The 17,871-nt window shown below is 64.8% G+C and carries 13 protein-coding genes and 1 tRNA gene; all 14 read left to right on the top strand.

The annotated features are described in order from the left end of the window. Positions 1–433, top strand: a 433-nt coding sequence (locus BM133_RS29430) for an EF-Tu C-terminal domain-related protein (RefSeq protein ID WP_371286363.1), incomplete at its 5' end; no start/stop codon positions are given. Between the two features lie 21 nt (positions 434–454). After that, positions 455–530: transfer RNA gene (locus tag BM133_RS29425), tRNA-Trp, on the top strand. Between the two features lie 104 nt (positions 531–634). Next, positions 635–1,018 carry a preprotein translocase subunit SecE gene (secE, locus tag BM133_RS29420; protein WP_007831049.1) on the top strand — a complete coding sequence of 128 codons (384 nt, stop codon included), beginning with the start codon at positions 635–637 and terminating at the stop codon, positions 1,016–1,018. Beyond that, positions 1,019–1,630 carry a transcription termination/antitermination protein NusG gene (nusG, locus tag BM133_RS29415; RefSeq protein WP_093441999.1) on the top strand — a complete coding sequence of 204 codons (612 nt, stop codon included), beginning with the start codon at positions 1,019–1,021 and terminating at the stop codon, positions 1,628–1,630. Positions 1,631–1,764: 134 nt separating this feature from the next. Next, a complete protein-coding gene (gene rplK / locus BM133_RS29410) occupies positions 1,765–2,196 on the top strand; it encodes a 50S ribosomal protein L11 (RefSeq protein WP_093441997.1) in 432 nt (143 codons plus the stop codon). Beyond that, positions 2,197–2,895, top strand: coding sequence for a 50S ribosomal protein L1 (gene rplA / locus BM133_RS29405; protein WP_093441994.1), 699 nt, complete (start codon positions 2,197–2,199; stop codon positions 2,893–2,895). A 246-nt stretch (positions 2,896–3,141) separates the two neighbouring features. Beyond that, positions 3,142–3,684: a 50S ribosomal protein L10 gene (rplJ, locus tag BM133_RS29400; RefSeq protein WP_093441992.1), complete on the top strand. Its 543-nt coding sequence runs from the start codon at positions 3,142–3,144 to the stop codon at positions 3,682–3,684. A gap of 46 nt (positions 3,685–3,730) precedes the next feature. Then, on the top strand, positions 3,731–4,102 hold the full coding sequence (gene rplL / locus BM133_RS29395; protein ID WP_093441989.1) for a 50S ribosomal protein L7/L12: 372 nt from the start codon (positions 3,731–3,733) through the stop codon (positions 4,100–4,102). Positions 4,103–4,358: 256 nt separating this feature from the next. Continuing rightward, positions 4,359–8,483, top strand: a complete 4,125-nt coding sequence (rpoB, locus tag BM133_RS29390) for a DNA-directed RNA polymerase subunit beta (RefSeq protein WP_093441986.1) — start codon at positions 4,359–4,361, stop codon at positions 8,481–8,483. Between the two features lie 21 nt (positions 8,484–8,504). Beyond that, complete coding sequence (gene rpoC / locus BM133_RS29385; RefSeq protein ID WP_093441984.1) at positions 8,505–12,734, top strand: DNA-directed RNA polymerase subunit beta'; 4,230 nt, start codon at positions 8,505–8,507, stop codon at positions 12,732–12,734. Positions 12,735–12,833: 99 nt separating this feature from the next. Continuing rightward, positions 12,834–13,445: a lema family protein gene (locus tag BM133_RS29380; protein WP_093441981.1), complete on the top strand. Its 612-nt coding sequence runs from the start codon at positions 12,834–12,836 to the stop codon at positions 13,443–13,445. A gap of 116 nt (positions 13,446–13,561) precedes the next feature. Next, on the top strand, positions 13,562–14,887 hold the full coding sequence (rsmB, locus tag BM133_RS29375) for a 16S rRNA (cytosine(967)-C(5))-methyltransferase RsmB (protein ID WP_093442075.1): 1,326 nt from the start codon (positions 13,562–13,564) through the stop codon (positions 14,885–14,887). A 58-nt stretch (positions 14,888–14,945) separates the two neighbouring features. Beyond that, on the top strand, positions 14,946–15,515 hold the full coding sequence (locus BM133_RS29370; RefSeq protein ID WP_256219393.1) for a DUF4390 domain-containing protein: 570 nt from the start codon (positions 14,946–14,948) through the stop codon (positions 15,513–15,515). Then, entirely contained in the window at positions 15,512–17,842 is a 2,331-nt protein-coding gene (locus tag BM133_RS29365; protein ID WP_093441975.1) for a sensor histidine kinase, read from the top strand. Before BM133_RS29370 ends, BM133_RS29365 begins: the two co-directional genes overlap by 4 nt. Positions 17,843–17,871: the final 29 nt, after the last annotated feature.

Genomic DNA, 17,871 nt, shown 5'->3' with positions numbered 1-17,871 from the left:
CAAGACCACCTGCACCGGCGTGGAAATGTTCCGCAAGCTCCTGGACCAAGGTCAAGCTGGCGACAACGTCGGCGTGCTGCTGCGCGGCACCAAGCGCGAAGAAGTCGAGCGCGGCCAAGTGCTGTGCAAGCCCGGCTCGATCAAGCCGCACGTGCACTTCACCGCCGAGGTGTATGTGCTGTCCAAGGACGAAGGTGGCCGTCACACGCCGTTCTTCAACAACTACCGTCCGCAGTTCTACTTCCGCACGACGGACGTGACCGGCGCGATCGAGTTGCCCAAGGACAAGGAAATGGTCATGCCTGGCGACAACGTCAGCATCACCGTGAAGCTGATCAACCCTATCGCGATGGAAGAAGGCCTGCGCTTCGCCATTCGTGAAGGCGGCCGCACCGTGGGTTCGGGCGTCGTGGCAAAGATCCTCGACATCTAAGCCGAGCGAAAAGAGTACCGGAGGGGTATAGCTCAATTGGCAGAGCGTCGGTCTCCAAAACCGAAGGTTGTAGGTTCGATTCCTACTGCCCCTGCCACCTAGGTGGCACTCCGAAAAAAGCCCGTCGTGTCCCGACGGGCTTCGGCGTCTCAAGAGACGCATTGAATTGAAGGCCGAAAGGCCACAGGAAATCAGCCAAACATGGCCACTTCTCAAATCGAAACCGTGAGCACGGGCGCCGACAAGGCCAAATTGGCCGCGGCCGTGGTGCTGGCAGTGGGCGCCATCGTGGCGTTCTATCTGCTCTCGCGCCAAGGCTCGCTGGTGCAATGGGCTGCGCTGCTGGTCGGCCTGGCCGCGGCCGTGGGTGCCTTCGGCAGTTCGGAGAATGGCCGTCAGTTGTGGGCCTTTGGCCGCGACTCGTGGCGCGAGGTCAAGAAGGTCGTCTGGCCGACCCGCAAGGAAGCGATGCAGATGACGGCTTACGTGTTCGCCTTCGTGGCGATCATGTCCGTCTTCCTCTGGCTCACCGACAAGACGCTCGAATGGGTGTTTTTCGACCTCATTCTGGGCTGGAGAAAATAAATGACCGACGACGCAGTTGAAACCACGCCGAGCACGCCGGAGGAAGAAAACACCTCCGTGCTGGCTCCCGCCGCCAACACCGATCTGCGTTGGTACGTGGTGCATGCCTATTCGGGCATGGAGAAGGCCGTCGAGCGCAACATCACCGAGCGCATCAACCGCGCCGGCATGCAGGACAAGTTCGGCCGCATCCTGGTCCCGACCGAAGAAGTGGTCGAGATCAAGAACGGCCAGAAGCGCACGACCGAGCGTCGCTTCTTCCCGGGGTACGTGCTGGTCGAAATGATCATGAACGACGAGAGCTGGCACCTGGTGAAGCACACCAACAAGGTGACGGGTTTCGTGGGCGGCGCCAAGAACCGTCCGGCCCCGATCTCGCAGAAAGAGGTCGAGGACATCGTCAGCCAGATGCAGCAGGGCACCGAGAAGCCGCGTCACAAGGTCGAGTTCACCGTGGGTGAGTTCGTGCGTGTCAAGGAAGGCCCGTTCACCGACTTCAATGGCACGGTGGAAGACGTCAACTACGAGAAGAGCAAGGTCAGCGTGTCGGTCATGATTTTCGGCCGCTCCACACCCGTCGAGCTCGAATTCAGCCAGGTCGAAAAAACCTGAGCCTCGAGCCGAAAGGCTTGAACCAATTCCGGCTGCGCGCTGTCCGACTCGGCGCGCGGCCTTGATCGAAGAGTCGTTAAACCCCGGGGAGCCGCGGCGAAAGCCAAGGCGATATCACCCGCAAGGAGCAAAGCATGGCGAAAAAAATCGTCGGCTTCATCAAGCTGCAAGTACCAGCTGGTAAGGCCAACCCGTCACCACCCATCGGTCCCGCACTGGGCCAGCGTGGTTTGAACATCATGGAGTTCTGCAAGGCGTTCAACGCGCAAACCCAAGGCGTCGAGCCGGGTCTGCCGCTGCCGGTGGTCATCACCGCGTTCGCTGACAAGAGCTTCACCTTCATCATCAAGACGCCCCCGGCGATCACCTTGATCAAGAAGGCCATCAAGCTGGACAAGGGCTCGGCCCGTCCGCACCTGGACAAGGTCGGCAAGATCACGCGCGCACAGCTCGAAGAGATCGCCAAGGCCAAGATGAAGGACCTGACTGCCGCCGACCTCGACGCAGCAGTTCGCACCATCGCCGGCTCTGCCCGTTCGATGGGCGTGAATGTGGAGGGCGTGTAAATGTCCAAGATCACCAAGAAGCAGAAGTCCTTCGAAGGCAAGGTCGACAGCAACAAGCTGTACGCCCTCGCTGAAGCCATCGGGCTCGTCAAGGAAGCCGCCACCGCCAAGTTCGACGAATCGATCGACGTGGCTGTGCAGCTGGGCATCGACGCGAAGAAGTCGGACCAGGTCGTGCGTGGCGCCGTTGTGCTGCCCAACGGCACCGGCAAGACCAAGCGCGTCGCCGTGTTCGCCCAAGGCGCCAAGGCTGAAGAAGCCAAGGCCGCCGGCGCCGACATCGTCGGCATGGACGACCTGGCTGCCATGGTCAAGGCTGGCGACATGCCTTTCGACGTCGTGATCGCTGCCCCTGACGCCATGCGCGTTGTCGGTACGCTCGGTCAGATCCTCGGCCCGCGCGGCCTGATGCCCAACCCCAAGGTTGGCACGGTGACCCCGGACGTCGCCACGGCTGTGAAGAACGCCAAGGCTGGCCAGGTCCAGTTCCGCGTCGACAAGGCCGGCATCATCCACGGCACGATCGGCCGTCGTTCGTTCGACACCGACAAGCTGCAAGGCAATCTGGTTGCGCTGATCGACGCGCTGGTCAAGGCCAAGCCGGCCACCAGCAAGGGCGTGTTCCTGCGCAAGGTGGCAGTTTCGTCGACCATGGGTCTGGGTGTCCGCGTGGACACGCAAACCATCTCGGCGAGCTAAGAGAGATTGGCCTTGCCCGAAAGGGCAGGGCGAATGTGGTGGGTCGCGGCAGCTCCGGTTGCCACGAGCCATCCAAGACCGCTGGTGTGCAGGGTGCCTGCACTTAATCGCCGGACCTTTTGTCCGGCAATCAGCGCAGATGGCGACCCCACTGCAAGGAATTTGATTTTTGTTCCGAAACAGTTGGTCGCTGCATGAAGCGCGATCCGAGGCCCCGGCCGAAGGTCGCATTAAAAGGAGTAGACCTTGAGTCTGAATCGCAGTGAGAAAGAAGCGGTCATCAGTGATGTGACCAGCCTCGCCGCAAAAGCTCAAACGCTCGTGCTGGCGGAATACCGTGGCATCACGGTTGCCGATATGACCAAACTGCGTACCGAAGCACGCAGCAAGGGTGTGACTCTCAGCGTGTTCAAGAACACGCTGGCACGCCGTGCTGTTGCTGGTAGCGCATTCGAAGTCATTGGCGACCAGATGACCGGCCCGCTGATCTACGGCTTTTCCGAAGACGCAGTGGCCGCCGCCAAGGTGGTGGCCGACTTCGCGAAGACCAACGACAAGTTGGTGATTCGCGGTGGTGCGTTTGGCGGCAAGGTCCTGGACGTGAACGGCGTGAAGCAGCTCGCAAGCATCCCTTCGAAGGAAGTGTTGCTGGCGCAGTTGCTGGGCTTGATGCAATCCCCCATTTCCCGTACGGCACGCGTTCTCGCGGCGCTGGCCGCGAAGCGTGGGGAAGGCGCAGCAGCACCCGCAGCCGATGCACCGGCAGAAGCCGAGGCGCAGCCCGCATAAGCCGGCTTGCGTTTGAAATATTCAACCCAATTGTTAGGAAACAAAAATGGCATTCGATAAAGACGCATTTCTGACCGCGCTCGACGGCATGACGGTCCTGGAACTCAACGAACTGGTGAAAGCCATCGAAGAGAAGTTTGGCGTGAGCGCTGCCGCCATGGCAGGTCCCGCAGCTGCCGGCCCCGCCGCCGCAGTGGCCGAAGAACAAACCGAATTCAACGTCATGCTGACCGAAGTCGGCGCGAACAAGGTTTCGGTCATCAAGGCTGTGCGCGAAATCACCGGCCTGGGCCTCAAGGAAGCCAAGGACCTGGTGGAAGCCGCTCCCAAGGCTGTCAAGGAAGCCCTGTCCAAGGCTGACGCTGAAGCCGCAAAGAAGAAGCTGGAAGAAGCCGGCGCCAAGGTGGAACTGAAGTAATTCAGACCCCCTAGAGGGCTGGAGGTGCCTGAAAAGGCCCTCCAGCCTTTGCCGCTTTCAGAGCGCACCCAAAAATGGCCAGATACCGGCGATTTTTGAGTGTCTTCTGACCCCGACTGCAGAAGACCCCTTGGTTCGGGCGATGTGCAACGCATCGCTGTCCGCCAACGGCTGGTAGTGGCCAGCCGCCAAGCAGTGGTGCCGTTCGCCCGGCATTGCTGACAAGTCGCTGAAGATCTCAAGCTCCGGAGCTCTCATGGCCCAATCGTCCGCGTACAGTTACACCGAACGCAAGCGCATCCGAAAAAGTTTCGGTAACCGCGACAGCGTCGTCGAAATCCCCTACCTGCTGCAGATGCAGAAAGACGCGTACACCGCGTTCCTGCAAGCCGGCATCGCCCCCAAACAACGCACCGTCGAAGGCCTGCAGGCCGCGTTCGATGCTGCCTTCCCGATCGTCTCGCACAACGGTTTTGTCGAGATGAAGTTCCTCGAGTACAACCTCGCGAAACCGGCTTTCGACGTGCGTGAATGCCAGACCCGCGGTCTGACCTTCGCCTCGGCAGTGCGCGCCAAGGTGCAGCTGATCATCTATGACCGCGAGTCGTCGACGTCGCAGTCCAAGGTGGTCAAGGAAGTGAAGGAACAAGAGGTCTACATGGGCGAAGTGCCGCTCATGACCGAAAAGGGTTCGTTCATCATCAACGGCACCGAGCGCGTGATCGTGTCCCAGCTGCATCGCTCCCCCGGCGTGTTCTTCGAACACGACAAGGGCAAGACGCACAGCTCGGGCAAGCTCCTGTTCTCGGCCCGCGTGATTCCTTACCGCGGTTCGTGGCTCGACTTCGAGTTCGACCCCAAGGACATGCTGTACTTCCGCGTGGACCGTCGCCGCAAGATGCCGGTCACGATCCTGCTGAAGGCCATCGGCCTGAACCCGGAATCGATCCTCGCGAACTTCTTCGTGAACGACAACTTCCGCCTGATGGACAGCGGCGCGCAGATGGAGTTCGTCTCCGAGCGCCTGCGCGGCGAAGTCGCGCGCTTCGACATCACCGACAAGTCGGGCAAGGTCGTGGTCGCCAAGGACAAGCGCGTCACCGCGCGCCACACGCGTGAACTGGAACAGTCGAACACCACGCACATCAGCGTGCCGGAAGACTTCCTGGTCGGCCGCGTCATCGCCCGCAACATCGTGGACGCCGACTCCGGCGAAATCCTGGCCAAGGCCAACGACGAACTGACCGAAGCGCTGCTCAAGAAGCTGCGCACGGCCGGCGTGCAGGACATCCAGGTCATCTACACGAACGAACTGGACCAGGGCGCGTACATCTCGCAGACGCTGCGCATCGACGAAACCGTCGACGAATTCGCAGCGCGCGTGGCCATCTACCGCATGATGCGCCCCGGCGAGCCGCCGACCGAAGACGCAGTGCAGGCCCTGTTCCAGCGCCTGTTCTACAACCCGGACACGTACGACCTGTCGCGCGTGGGCCGCATGAAGTTCAACGCCAAGGTCGGCCGCGACGAATCCACCGGCCCGATGGTGCTGACCAACGAAGACATCCTGGCTGTGGTCAAGATCCTCGTTGACCTGCGCAACGGCAATGGCGAAGTCGACGACATCGATCACCTGGGCAACCGCCGCGTGCGTTGCGTCGGCGAACTGGCCGAGAACCAGTACCGCACCGGCCTGGCACGTATCGAGAAGGCCGTGAAGGAACGTCTGGGTCAAGCGGAGCAAGAGCCGCTGATGCCGCATGACCTGATCAACAGCAAGCCGATCTCGGCCGCGCTGAAGGAATTCTTCGGTGCGTCGCAGCTGTCGCAGTTCATGGACCAGACGAACCCGCTGTCCGAAATCACCCACAAGCGCCGCGTGTCGGCCCTTGGCCCGGGTGGTCTGACGCGTGAACGTGCAGGCTTCGAAGTGCGCGACGTGCACGTGACCCATTACGGCCGCGTGTGCCCGATCGAAACGCCCGAAGGCCCGAACATCGGCCTGATCAACTCGCTGGCCCTGTACGCCCGCCTGAACGAATACGGCTTCATCGAGACGCCGTACCGTCGCGTGGCCGACAGCAAGGTCACCAACGAGATCGACTACCTCTCGGCCATCGAGGAAGGCAAGTACGTCATCGCCCAGGCCAATGCGACCCTGGACAAGGACGGCAAGCTGACCGGCGACCTGGTCTCGGCGCGTGAAGCCGGCGAATCGATCCTGGTCGGTGCCGAACGCATCCAGTACATGGACGTGTCGCCCGCGCAGATCGTGTCGGTGGCTGCCTCGCTCGTGCCGTTCCTGGAACACGACGATGCGAACCGCGCGCTGATGGGCGCCAACATGCAGCGTCAGGCCGTGCCCGTGCTGCGCCCCGAAAAGCCGATGGTCGGTACCGGTATCGAGCGCGTCTCCGCGGTCGACTCGGGCACCGTGGTCACGGCCACCCGCGGCGGTATCGTCGACTACGTCGATGCAACGCGCGTCGTGGTGCGCGTGAACGACGCCGAAGCGGCTGCCGGTGAAGTCGGTGTGGACATCTACAACCTGATCAAGTATCAGCGTTCGAACCAGAACACCAACATCCACCAGCGTCCGATCGTCAAGCGCGGCGACAAGATCGCCAAGGGCGACGTGATCGCCGACGGCGCATCGACCGACCTGGGCGAGCTGGCCCTCGGCCAGAACATGCTGATCGCGTTCATGCCCTGGAACGGCTACAACTTCGAAGACTCGATCCTGATCTCCGAACGCGTGGTCGCCGAAGACCGCTACACCTCGATCCACATCGAGGAACTGGTGGTGATGGCTCGCGACACGAAGCTGGGCGCCGAAGAAATCACGCGCGACATCCCGAACCTGGCCGAGCAGCAGCTCAACCGCCTGGACGAGTCCGGCATCATCTATGTCGGCGCCGAAGTCCAGCCGGGCGACACGCTGGTGGGCAAGGTCACGCCGAAGGGCGAGACCACGCTCACGCCTGAAGAGAAGCTGCTTCGCGCCATCTTCGGCGAGAAGGCTTCCGACGTGAAGGACACCTCGCTGCGCGTGGACCAGGGCTCGCAAGGCACTGTGATCGACGTGCAGGTGTTCACCCGCGAAGGCATCACGCGCGACAAGCGCGCCCAGCAGATCATCGACGACGAACTCAAGCGCTTCCGCCTCGACCTGAACGACCAGCTTCGCATCGTCGAAGCCGACGCGTTCGACCGTATCGAGAAGCTCTTGACCGGCAAGGTCGCCAATGGCGGCCCGAACAAGCTGGCCAAGGGCACCAAGCTGGACAAGGCTTATCTCGCGTCGGTCGAGAAGTTCCACTGGTTCGACATCCGCCCGGCGGACGACGAAGTGGCCACGCAGCTCGAATCGATCAAGAACTCGCTGGAGCAGACGCGCCACAGCTTCGACCTCGCATTCGAAGAAAAGCGCAAGAAGCTCACGCAGGGCGACGAGCTGCCCGCGGGCGTGCTCAAGATGGTCAAGGTCTACCTGGCCGTCAAGCGCCGCCTGCAACCGGGCGACAAGATGGCCGGCCGTCACGGCAACAAGGGTGTGGTGTCCAAGATCGTTCCGGTCGAAGACATGCCCCACATGGCCGACGGCACGCCGTGCGACATCTGCCTGAACCCGCTGGGCGTGCCTTCGCGGATGAACGTGGGCCAGGTGCTCGAAGTGCATCTGGGCTGGGCCGGCAAGGGCATCGGCCAGCGCATCGGCGACATGCTGCAGCAAGAGGCCAAGGTGGCCGAAGTGCGCAAGTTCATGGAGCAGCTGTACAACGGCTCGGGCCGTCCGGAAGACCTGGCTCAGCTGAGCGACACCGACGTGCTCGCCATGGCCGCCAACCTGCAAACCGGCGCGACCTTCGCCACGCCGGTGTTCGACGGCGCCTCGGAAGAAGAAATCCGCGGCATGCTCAAGCTCGCCTACCCGGACGACATCGCCAAGCTCAAGGGCCTGACCGATACGCGCACCCAGGCGTACCTGTACGACGGCCGCACCGGCGACCAGTTCGAGCGTCCCGTCACCATCGGCTACATGCACTTCTTGAAGCTGCATCACTTGGTCGACGACAAGATGCACGCCCGCTCGACCGGCCCGTACTCGCTCGTCACGCAGCAACCGCTGGGCGGCAAGGCGCAGTTCGGCGGCCAGCGTTTCGGGGAAATGGAAGTGTGGGCGCTGGAAGCCTATGGCGCCGCCTACGTCCTGCAGGAAATGCTGACCGTGAAGTCCGACGACGTGCAAGGCCGTACCAAGGTGTACGAAAGCATCGTCAAGGGCGAGCACTCGATCGAAGCCGGCATGCCGGAATCGTTCAACGTGCTGGTCAAGGAAATTCGTTCGCTGGGGCTCGACATCGAGCTCGAGCGTTCTTAATTTGAAAAGGGAAAGAGTCTTATGAAATCGCTACTCGACCTGTTCAAGCAATTCACGCCCGATGAGCATTTCGATGCCATCAAGATCGGCATGGCTTCGCCCGAGAAGATCCGCTCGTGGTCTTTCGGTGAAGTGAAGAAGCCCGAGACGATCAACTACCGCACGTTCAAGCCCGAGCGCGACGGTCTCTTCTGCGCGAAGATCTTCGGCCCCATCAAGGACTACGAGTGCCTGTGCGGCAAGTACAAGCGCCTGAAGCACCGCGGCGTGATCTGCGAGAAGTGCGGCGTTGAAGTCACGCAGACCAAGGTGCGTCGCGAGCGCATGGGTCACATCGACCTGGCCGCGCCCTGCGCCCACATCTGGTTCCTGAAGTCGCTGCCGTCGCGCCTGGGCCTCGTGCTGGACATGACGCTGCGCGACATCGAACGCGTGCTGTACTTCGAAGCCTACGTGATCACCGATCCCGGCATGACCCCGCTGAAGAAGTTCGGCATCATGTCCGAGGACGACTACGACGCCAAGCGCAAGGAATACGGCGACGAATTCGTCGCCAAGATGGGCGCCGAAGGCATCAAGGACCTGCTGGAAGGCATCGAGCTGGACAGCGAGATCGAGCGCCTGCGCGGTGACCTGACCGGCTCCGAAGTCAAGGTCAAGAAGAACTCCAAGCGCCTGAAGGTGCTGGAAGCCTTCCGCAAGTCGGGCATCAAGCCCCAGTGGATGGTGCTGGACGTGCTGCCCGTGCTGCCGCCGGACCTGCGTCCGCTGGTGCCGCTGGACGGCGGCCGCTTCGCGACCTCCGACCTGAACGACCTGTACCGCCGCGTCATCAACCGCAATTCGCGTCTGCGCCGCCTCCTGGAGCTGAAGGCTCCGGAAATCATCGCGCGCAACGAAAAGCGGATGCTGCAGGAAGCTGTCGACTCGCTGCTGGACAACGGCCGCCGCGGCAAGGCCATGACGGGCGCCAACAAGCGCGCGCTCAAGTCGCTGGCCGACATGATCAAGGGCAAGAGCGGTCGTTTCCGCCAGAACTTGCTGGGCAAGCGCGTGGACTACTCGGGCCGTTCGGTCATCGTGGTGGGCCCGACGCTCAAGCTGCACCAGTGCGGCCTGCCCAAGCTGATGGCGCTCGAACTCTTCAAGCCCTTCATCTTCTCGCGCCTGGAAGCCATGGGCATCGCGACCACGATCAAGGCTGCCAAGAAGGAAGTCGAATCGGGCACGCCGGTGGTCTGGGACATCCTGGAAGAAGTGATCAAGGAACACCCGGTCATGCTGAACCGTGCGCCTACGCTGCACCGTTTGGGCATCCAGGCGTTCGAGCCGATCCTGATCGAAGGCAAGGCGATCCAGCTGCACCCGCTCGTTTGCGCGGCCTTCAACGCCGACTTCGACGGCGACCAGATGGCCGTTCACGTGCCGCTGTCGGTGGAAGCGCAGATGGAAGCCCGCACGCTGATGCTGGCCTCCAACAACGTGCTGTTCCCGGCCTCGGGCGAACCGTCGATCGTTCCTTCGCAGGACGTGGTGCTGGGTCTGTACTACACGACCCGCGACCGCATCAACGCCAAGGGCGAGGGCCTGGTCTTCTCCGACATCGGTGAAGTCCAGCGCGCGCTGGACGCCGACGTGGTCGTGCTCACCGCCAAGATCGCTGTCCGCATCACGGAATACACCAAGGACAAGGAAACCGGCGTGTTCACGCCGTCGACCTCGCTCGTGGACACCACCGTGGGCCGTGCACTGCTGTCCGAGATCCTGCCCAAGGGCCTGCCGTTCTCGAACATCAACAAGGCGCTGAAGAAGAAGGAAATCTCCAAGCTCATCAACGTCTCGTTCCGCAAGTGCGGCCTGAAAGAGACCGTCGTGTTCGCCGACAAGCTGCTGCAAAACGGCTTCCGCCTGGCGACCAAGGCCGGTATCTCGATCGCGATCGACGACATGCTGGTGCCCGCCGAGAAGCACGGCATCATCGAGCGTTCCGCCAAGGAAGTGAAGGAGATCGAGCAGCAGTACGTCTCCGGTCTCGTGACCTCTGGCGAGCGCTACAACAAGGTGGTGGACATCTGGGGCAAGGCCGGCGACGAAGTGTCCAAGGTCATGATGTCCAAGCTCTCCAAGGAGCGCGTCATCGACCGCCACGGCAAGGACGTGGAGCAGGAGTCGTTCAACTCCATCTACATGATGGCCGACTCCGGCGCCCGCGGTTCCGCAGCGCAGATTCGCCAGGTGGCCGGTATGCGGGGCCTGATGGCCAAGCCGGACGGCTCGATCATCGAGACGCCCATTACCGCGAACTTCCGCGAAGGCCTGAACGTGCTGGAGTACTTCATCTCCACCCACGGTGCCCGAAAGGGTCTGGCCGACACGGCGCTGAAGACGGCCAACTCGGGTTACCTCACCCGTCGTCTGGTCGACGTGACGCAAGACCTGGTCGTGACCGAGCAGGACTGCGGCACGCACGGCGGCTACCTGATGCGCGCCATCGTCGAAGGCGGTGAAGTGATCGAGTCGCTGCGCGACCGAATCCTGGGCCGCTCGGCTGCGGACGACGTGCTGCACCCGGAAAACCGTTCGGTGCTGCTGAAGGCCGGCGAGATGTTCGACGAAGACAACATCGAAGTCCTGGAAGCCCAGGGCGTCGACGAAGTCAAGGTTCGCACCGCGCTGACCTGCGAAACCCGCTTCGGCATCTGCGCGACCTGCTACGGCCGCGACCTGGGCCGCGGCGGCCTGATCAACATCGGCGAAGCCGTCGGTGTGATCGCGGCGCAGTCGATCGGCGAACCCGGCACGCAGCTGACGATGCGTACGTTCCACATCGGTGGCGCGGCATCGCGTGCGGCAGTGGCCTCGAGCGTCGAAGCCAAGTCCAACGGCGTGATCGGCTTCAACGCCACGATGCGCTATGTGACCAACAGCAAGAACGAGCTGGTGGTGATTGCACGTTCGGGCGAGATCGTCATTCATGACGAACACGGCCGCGAGCGCGAACGCCACAAGGTGCCGTACGGCGCGATCCTGGCCGTCAAGGCCGACCAGCAGATCAAGGCCGGCCACGTGCTTGCCAACTGGGATCCGCTGACGCGCCCGATCATCACCGAGTTCGCCGGCAAGACGCAGTTCGAGAACGTCGAGGAAGGCCTCACGGTTGCCAAGCAGGTGGACGAAGTGACCGGCCTGTCGACCCTGGTCGTGATCGACCCGAAGCGCCGCGGCGCTGCCAAGGTCGTGCGCCCGCAGGTGAAGCTCATCGACGCCTCCGGCGCCGAAGTGAAGATCCCGGGCACCGACCACTCGGTGACGATCGGCTTCCCGATCGGCTCGCTGGTTCAGATCCGCGACGGCCAGGACGTGGGCCCCGGCGAAGTGCTGGCCCGTATCCCGGTCGAAGGCCAGAAGACGCGAGACATCACCGGCGGTCTGCCGCGTGTGGCCGAGCTCTTCGAAGCCCGTTCGCCCAAGGACAAGGGCATGCTGGCCGAAATGACCGGTACCGTGTCGTTCGGTAAAGAGACCAAGGGCAAGATTCGCCTGCAGATCACCGATCCCGAAGGCGGCGTCTACGAAGACCTCGTGCCCAAGGAAAAGAACATCCTGGTGCACGAAGGCCAGGTGGTGAACAAGGGCGAGTCGGTGGTCGACGGTCCGGCGGACCCGCAGGACATCCTGCGCCTGCTGGGTTCGGAAGAGCTCGCGCGCTACATCGTGGACGAAGTGCAGGACGTGTACCGCTTGCAGGGTGTGAAGATCAACGACAAGCACATCGAGGTGATCGTTCGCCAGATGCTGCGCCGCGTGGTGGTCGACAACATCGGCGAGACGAACTACATCTCCGGCGAACAGGTCGAACGCAGCGAAATGCTCAACACCAACGACGCCCTGCGCGCCGAAGGCAAGATCCCCGCGACGTTCACGAACCTGCTGCTGGGTATCACGAAGGCATCGCTCTCGACCGACTCGTTCATCTCGGCCGCTTCCTTCCAGGAAACGACGCGCGTGCTGACCGAAGCCGCGATCATGGGCAAGCGCGACGAGCTGCGCGGCCTGAAGGAAAACGTCATCGTCGGCCGCCTGATTCCCGCAGGCACCGGCATGGCGTACCACCAGGCACGCAGGGCCAAGGACGCGATGGACGACGCCGAGCGCCGCGCCATCGCCGAATCCGAAGCCGCCGAACTGGCAGGTTCCTCGAGCGATGCGACGAGCACGGCCGACGCCAGCGAAGGCGCCGCGACCGAATAACCGGCTAGCATCACCGGCCATGACCGGTACCCCACGCCCCCCGACCGCCCCCGGTTGGGGGGCGTTTTTCTTTGTGCTTTCCATGAGGTGTCGTTTCCGATGAGCGTGTTGCCCGAGTCGCTGGCCAGCTGGATCGTCATTGCGGTGCTGTTGTTCTGGTTCGTCGGCGCCTACAACCGGCTGGTGCGATTGCGCGCGGCCGTTCTGCAGGCCTACGCGACGCTCGACGCCGCGCTGGGCAAGCAGCTCGATTTCGTCCAGGCCAGCATCACCGCCGCGCCGCAGGCGAATCCGCCGTCGCAGGAACTGCTGTCGTCGATCGCGCCGCTGCAGGCGGCCACCACCCAGCTGGCCACCTTGCTGGGCGCAACGCGGCTGCATCCGCTCGATCCCGGCGGCATGGCTGCACTGGGCACCGCGCTGCAGGTGCTGGTTTCCGCCTGGCAGCGCCAGCACCCGGATGCGGTGACGGTCTTCGAGGCGGACGGAACGCTGTCGCGGCCGGTGCCGGCGCAGCCGGGCGCCAGTGCCGTCGTGGCGCCATCGACCGGGGCCGAGCCGATCGCCTGGCCCGAGCCTTCGGCCGCCGCGGAAATCGCACGCAGCCAGTTCAACCTGGCGGTGGGGCACTACAACGACGCGATCGTCCAGTTCCCCGCGCTGCTGGTGGCATGGGCCGTGCGTCTGCGCCCGGCCGCGCCCCTGCGCTGACGGGCGCCTTTTTCCTTCTTTACATTGCACGGCGTAGTGCCTTTGGCCCGCCCGTTACCATCCGCCCCAACTTGTCAGAACTACCTTCCGATTCCCCCGGCAACGCCGCCCCCTCGCTGCAGCCACCGCTCTGGCGCCAACTGCAACTGACGGCGGGGGCGCTCGCGTCGATCCGCGCCGGCACCTCGGGTTCCGTTGCATTCGAGGCCGTCGAGCCCGCGCTGCGGCCCGGCGTGCAGGCGCTCGGCTTCCAGGTGCTGCGCTGGCTCGGCCGCGCCGAGGCGCTGCGCCGCCACCTGGCCAAGCGCACGCCGCCGCCGTTGCCCGACGCCTTGCTCTGCACCGCGCTGGGCCTCGCCTGGGATGCCGAGCGCGCACCCTACGAACCCTTCACGCTGGTCGACCAGGCCGTCGAGGCGGCCAAGCGCAACCCGGCCACGCGGGCGCAGGCCAGCTTCATCAACGCGTGCCTGCGCCGGTTCCTGCGCGAGCGCGACGAACTCGTCGCCATCACCGACCAGGAACCCGTCGCGCAATGGAACCATCCGCGCTGGTGGATCGAGAAGCTCAAGCGCGACCATCCCCGCGACTGGCAGCGGATCCTGAATGCGGACAACACACAGGCGCCGATGACCCTGCGCGTCAACACCCAGAAATCGACGGCCGCTGCTTATCTGTCAGCGCTTGAAGCCGCAGGTCTCCCGGCCACGCGCATCGGTGCCAGCGGTCTCCAGCTGGGACGCGCGCGGCCGGTGCAGCAGCTGCCCGGTTTCGCCGACGGCGCCTGCTCGGTGCAGGACGCAGCCGCGCAGATGGCGGCGCCCCTGCTGCTGGAAGGCCTGCTGCCGGTGAAGCCCGGTGCCGCGCCGCTGCGCGTGCTCGACGCCTGCGCCGCTCCCGGCGGCAAGACCGCGCACCTGCTCGAACTGGCCGGCCCGGGGGCCGCCGAGGTGATCGCACTGGAGGTCGACGCCCTCCGCAGCCGCCGGATCGACGAAACCCTGAGCCGCCTCGGCCTGCAGGCCAAGGTGGTGGTGGCCGATGCCGCGCGCCCCGCCGACTGGTGGGACGGCACGCCTTTCGACGCCATCCTGCTCGATGCGCCGTGCACCGCTTCGGGGATCGTGCGCCGCCACCCCGACGTTCGCTGGCTGCGCCGGGAGAGCGACACCGCCCAGCTTTCTGCCCAGCAGGCCGCGCTCCTGGCCGCGCTCTGGCCGCTCGTGCGGCCCGGCGGCCGGCTCCTTTACTGCACCTGTTCCGTCTTCCGGGAAGAGGGCTCGCAACAAATTGATGCGTTCCTTGCACACAACACTGACGCACGTTTGCAGCCGTCCCCGGGCCATTTGCTGCCTCAAAGCGGGGGGAATGTCCGTGGCGTCCCGGACAATCCCTCAGGTGACCACGACGGCTTCTTCTACGCCCTGCTTGAAAAACGCTGAGTCCGCTCGGCCGCGCCGAGCGGTCCTCGTGGCCGTGTTCCTGCTGGTCTGGGCGCTGATGCTGGCGTGGCTCCCGGCCCCGGCCGCCGCCCAGAACCGCCCGGGCGCGGCGATCACCCAGATGCGCCTGGAGCAGGCCGACGACGGCGTCTACCTCAGCGCCGGCGTGCAGTTCGAGCTGCCCTCGCTGGTCGAGGAGGTGCTCGACAAGGGCATCGCCATCTACTTCGTGGCCGAGGCGGAGATGTACCAGGAGCGCTGGTACTGGACCGACCGCAAGGTGGCCCAGGTCACGCGCCACATGCGGCTGGCCTACCAGCCGCTCACCCGTCGCTGGCGGCTGAACGTCTCGCCGGTGCCGATCACCGGCGCCGCCGGCTTCGGCATTTCCCTGAACCAGAATTTCGACAGCCTGGGCGACGCGCTCGAAGCCATCAAGCGCATCGGCCGGCTGCGCATGGGCGATGCCGCCGAGATCGGCGACGACCCCGTGCACCAGGTGACGTTCCGCTTCCGCCTGGACACCTCGCAGTTGCCGCGGCCGTTCCAGATCGGCGTGGTCGGGCAGGCCGACTGGAACATCTCGGCCGAGCGCACCGCCAAGCTCGCACTGGAGAAGCAGCGGTGAGCAGCAAACCGCGCAGCGGCGCAGCGGCCACACCCGCCGCACGCCGCTCGCGCGCGATGCGCTGGGCCGTGGGCGTCGGCGCGGCCATGGTCACGGCCATCGGCCTGGTGCTGATGTTCCTGCTGGCCCAGGCCACCAACAACCGGGAGCTGTACGAGCGCTACTACGTGCGCCTGTTCGGCATCAACGTCGTGGTGGCGGTGCTGCTGGTGCTGGTGATCGGCTGGGTCGCCTTCAGGCTGCTGCGGCGATTGCGCCAGGGCAAGTTCGGCAGCCGGCTGCTGATCAAGCTGGCCGCCATCTTTGCGCTGGTGGGCGTGGTGCCGGGGGCGCTGGTGTACGTCGTGTCCTATCAGTTCGTCGAGCGCTCGATCGAGAGCTGGTTCGACGTCAAGGTCGAAGGTGCGCTGGACGCCGGCCTGAACCTGGGGCGCGCCACGCTCGATTCGCTGTCCGACGACCTTGCGGCCAAGACCCGCGTCGCCAGCGCGCAGCTGTCGTCGGTGTCCGATGCGAGCGCCGGTCTCGCGCTGGAGCGCATCCGCGACCAGCTCGAGGCGAGCGACGTGGTGCTGTGGACGGGCGCCGGCCAGCTCATCGCCGGCGCGGGCACCTCGCGCTTCCAGCTCAACCCCGACCGACCCACCGCGCAGCAGTTTCGCCAGGTGCGCCCCGACCGCCCGCTCGCGCACGTCGAGGGACTGGACGAAACCGCCGCGCCCGGCGCGACGCCGCCCGTGGCGAGCGTGCGCGCGCTCGCCATGGTGCAGCGGCCCGGTTTCGACTTCGACACCGCGCCGCGCTACCTGCAGGTCACGCGGCCGCTGCCGCCGGCCGTGGTCAAGAACGCGCTCGATGTGCAGGAAGCCAATCGCGAGTACCAGGAGCGGGCGCTCGCGCGCGGGGGGCTGCGCCGCATGTACATCGGCACGCTCACGCTGAGCCTGTTCCTGGCCGTGTTCGGCGCGGTGCTGCTGGCCGTGCTGTTCGGCAACCAGCTCGCGCGTCCGCTGCTCGTGCTGGCCGACGGCGTGCGCCAGGTGGCCGCCGGCGACCTGCGGCCCACCGCTGTGCTGCAGGGCAAGGACGAACTGGGCGGCCTCACGCGCTCGTTCGCGGTCATGACGCAGCAGCTGGCCGACGCCCGCGGCGCGGTCGAGAAGACCATGGGCCAGCTCGACGCGGCCCGCGCCAACCTGCAGACCATCCTGGACAACCTGACCTCGGGCGTGATCGTGCTCGACGCCAAGGGCACCGTGCTCTCGACCAATCCCGGCGCCACCCGCGTGCTGCGCGCACCGCTGGCGGCCTACGAAGGCCGGGCGCTCATCGACGTGCCGGGCCTGGCCGACTTCGGCGCCAAGGTGCAGCAGCAGTTCGACGAGTTCCAGGTCGAGCGCATGCAGCATGGCCTGGACCACTGGCAGCACGCCTTCGAGCTGCACGCCACCGGCATGGACCTGCCGCAGCAGGACGGCGCGATCAACATCGTCGCGCGCGGCGCGGAGCTGCCCGGTGCCGCGCGGCTCCTGGTGTTCGACGACATCTCCGAGATCGTGTCGGCCCAGCGTGCGCAGGCCTGGGGCGAGGTGGCGCGGCGCCTGGCGCACGAGATCAAGAACCCGCTCACGCCGATCCAGCTTTCCGCCGAGCGGCTCGAGATGAAGCTCTCGGGCAAGGTGGCGGCGCCCGAGCAGGCGATCCTGGTGAAGTCGGTGAAAACCATCGTCGACCAGGTCGATGCGATGAAGCGGCTGGTAAACGAATTCCGCGACTACGCGCGGCTGCCCGCGGCCGACCTGAAGCCGGTCGATCTCAATGCGCTGCTGGCCGACGTGCTGCAGCTTTATCACGCCGAGAACCTGCCGATCGTGCTGCGCTCGGAACTCGACGTGCGCTGCCCGCCCATCCGCGGCGACGAGCAGCAGATCCGCCAGGTCATTCACAACCTGCTGCAGAACGCGCAGGACGCCGCCGAGGCCGCCGCCAGCAGCACGGGGCGGGCGGGCGAGGTCGTCATTCGCACCCGGCTGGGCGATTCGGGCCAGCGCGTGCGCCTCACGGTGCAGGACAGCGGCCCGGGCTTTGCAGAAAATATCCTGAAGCGCGCCTTCGAGCCCTACGTCACGACGAAAACAAAAGGTACCGGTTTGGGGCTCGCGGTGGTCAAGAAGATCGCCGATGAGCATGGCGCGCGCATCGAGCTTTCCAACCGCGTTGTCGACGGGACTGTGGCAGGGGCGCAAGTCTCGCTATCATTCGCGCTGGCAGGCGAGCCGCGGGCAGCGGCCGCTCACACCGAAGACTCGAAGTCTTCCACCGCCTGAGCGCCCACGAAATCCAGCGCGAGGGCGCT

This window comes from Variovorax sp. 770b2 (assembly GCF_900115685.1).
GTDB lineage: Bacteria > Pseudomonadota > Gammaproteobacteria > Burkholderiales > Burkholderiaceae_C > Variovorax.
Note: the sequence above shows the minus strand (reverse complement) of the source record. Positions and strands in the feature narration are given on the sequence as shown.

Bases quoted from the DNA above. Each gene is read 5' to 3' on its own strand.
- secE (WP_007831049.1), top strand. From the start codon at position 635: ATGGCCACTTCTCAAATCGAAACCGTGAGCACGGGCGCCGACAAGGCC.
- nusG (WP_093441999.1), top strand. From the start codon at position 1,019: ATGACCGACGACGCAGTTGAAACCACGCCGAGCACGCCGGAGGAAGAA.
- rplK (WP_093441997.1), top strand. From the start codon at position 1,765: ATGGCGAAAAAAATCGTCGGCTTCATCAAGCTGCAAGTACCAGCTGGT.
- rplA (WP_093441994.1), top strand. From the start codon at position 2,197: ATGTCCAAGATCACCAAGAAGCAGAAGTCCTTCGAAGGCAAGGTCGAC.
- rplL (WP_093441989.1), top strand. From the start codon at position 3,731: ATGGCATTCGATAAAGACGCATTTCTGACCGCGCTCGACGGCATGACG.
- rpoB (WP_093441986.1), top strand. From the start codon at position 4,359: ATGGCCCAATCGTCCGCGTACAGTTACACCGAACGCAAGCGCATCCGA.
- rpoC (WP_093441984.1), top strand. From the start codon at position 8,505: ATGAAATCGCTACTCGACCTGTTCAAGCAATTCACGCCCGATGAGCAT.
- BM133_RS29380 (WP_093441981.1), top strand. From the start codon at position 12,834: ATGAGCGTGTTGCCCGAGTCGCTGGCCAGCTGGATCGTCATTGCGGTG.
- BM133_RS29370 (WP_256219393.1), top strand. From the start codon at position 14,946: ATGCTGGCGTGGCTCCCGGCCCCGGCCGCCGCCCAGAACCGCCCGGGC.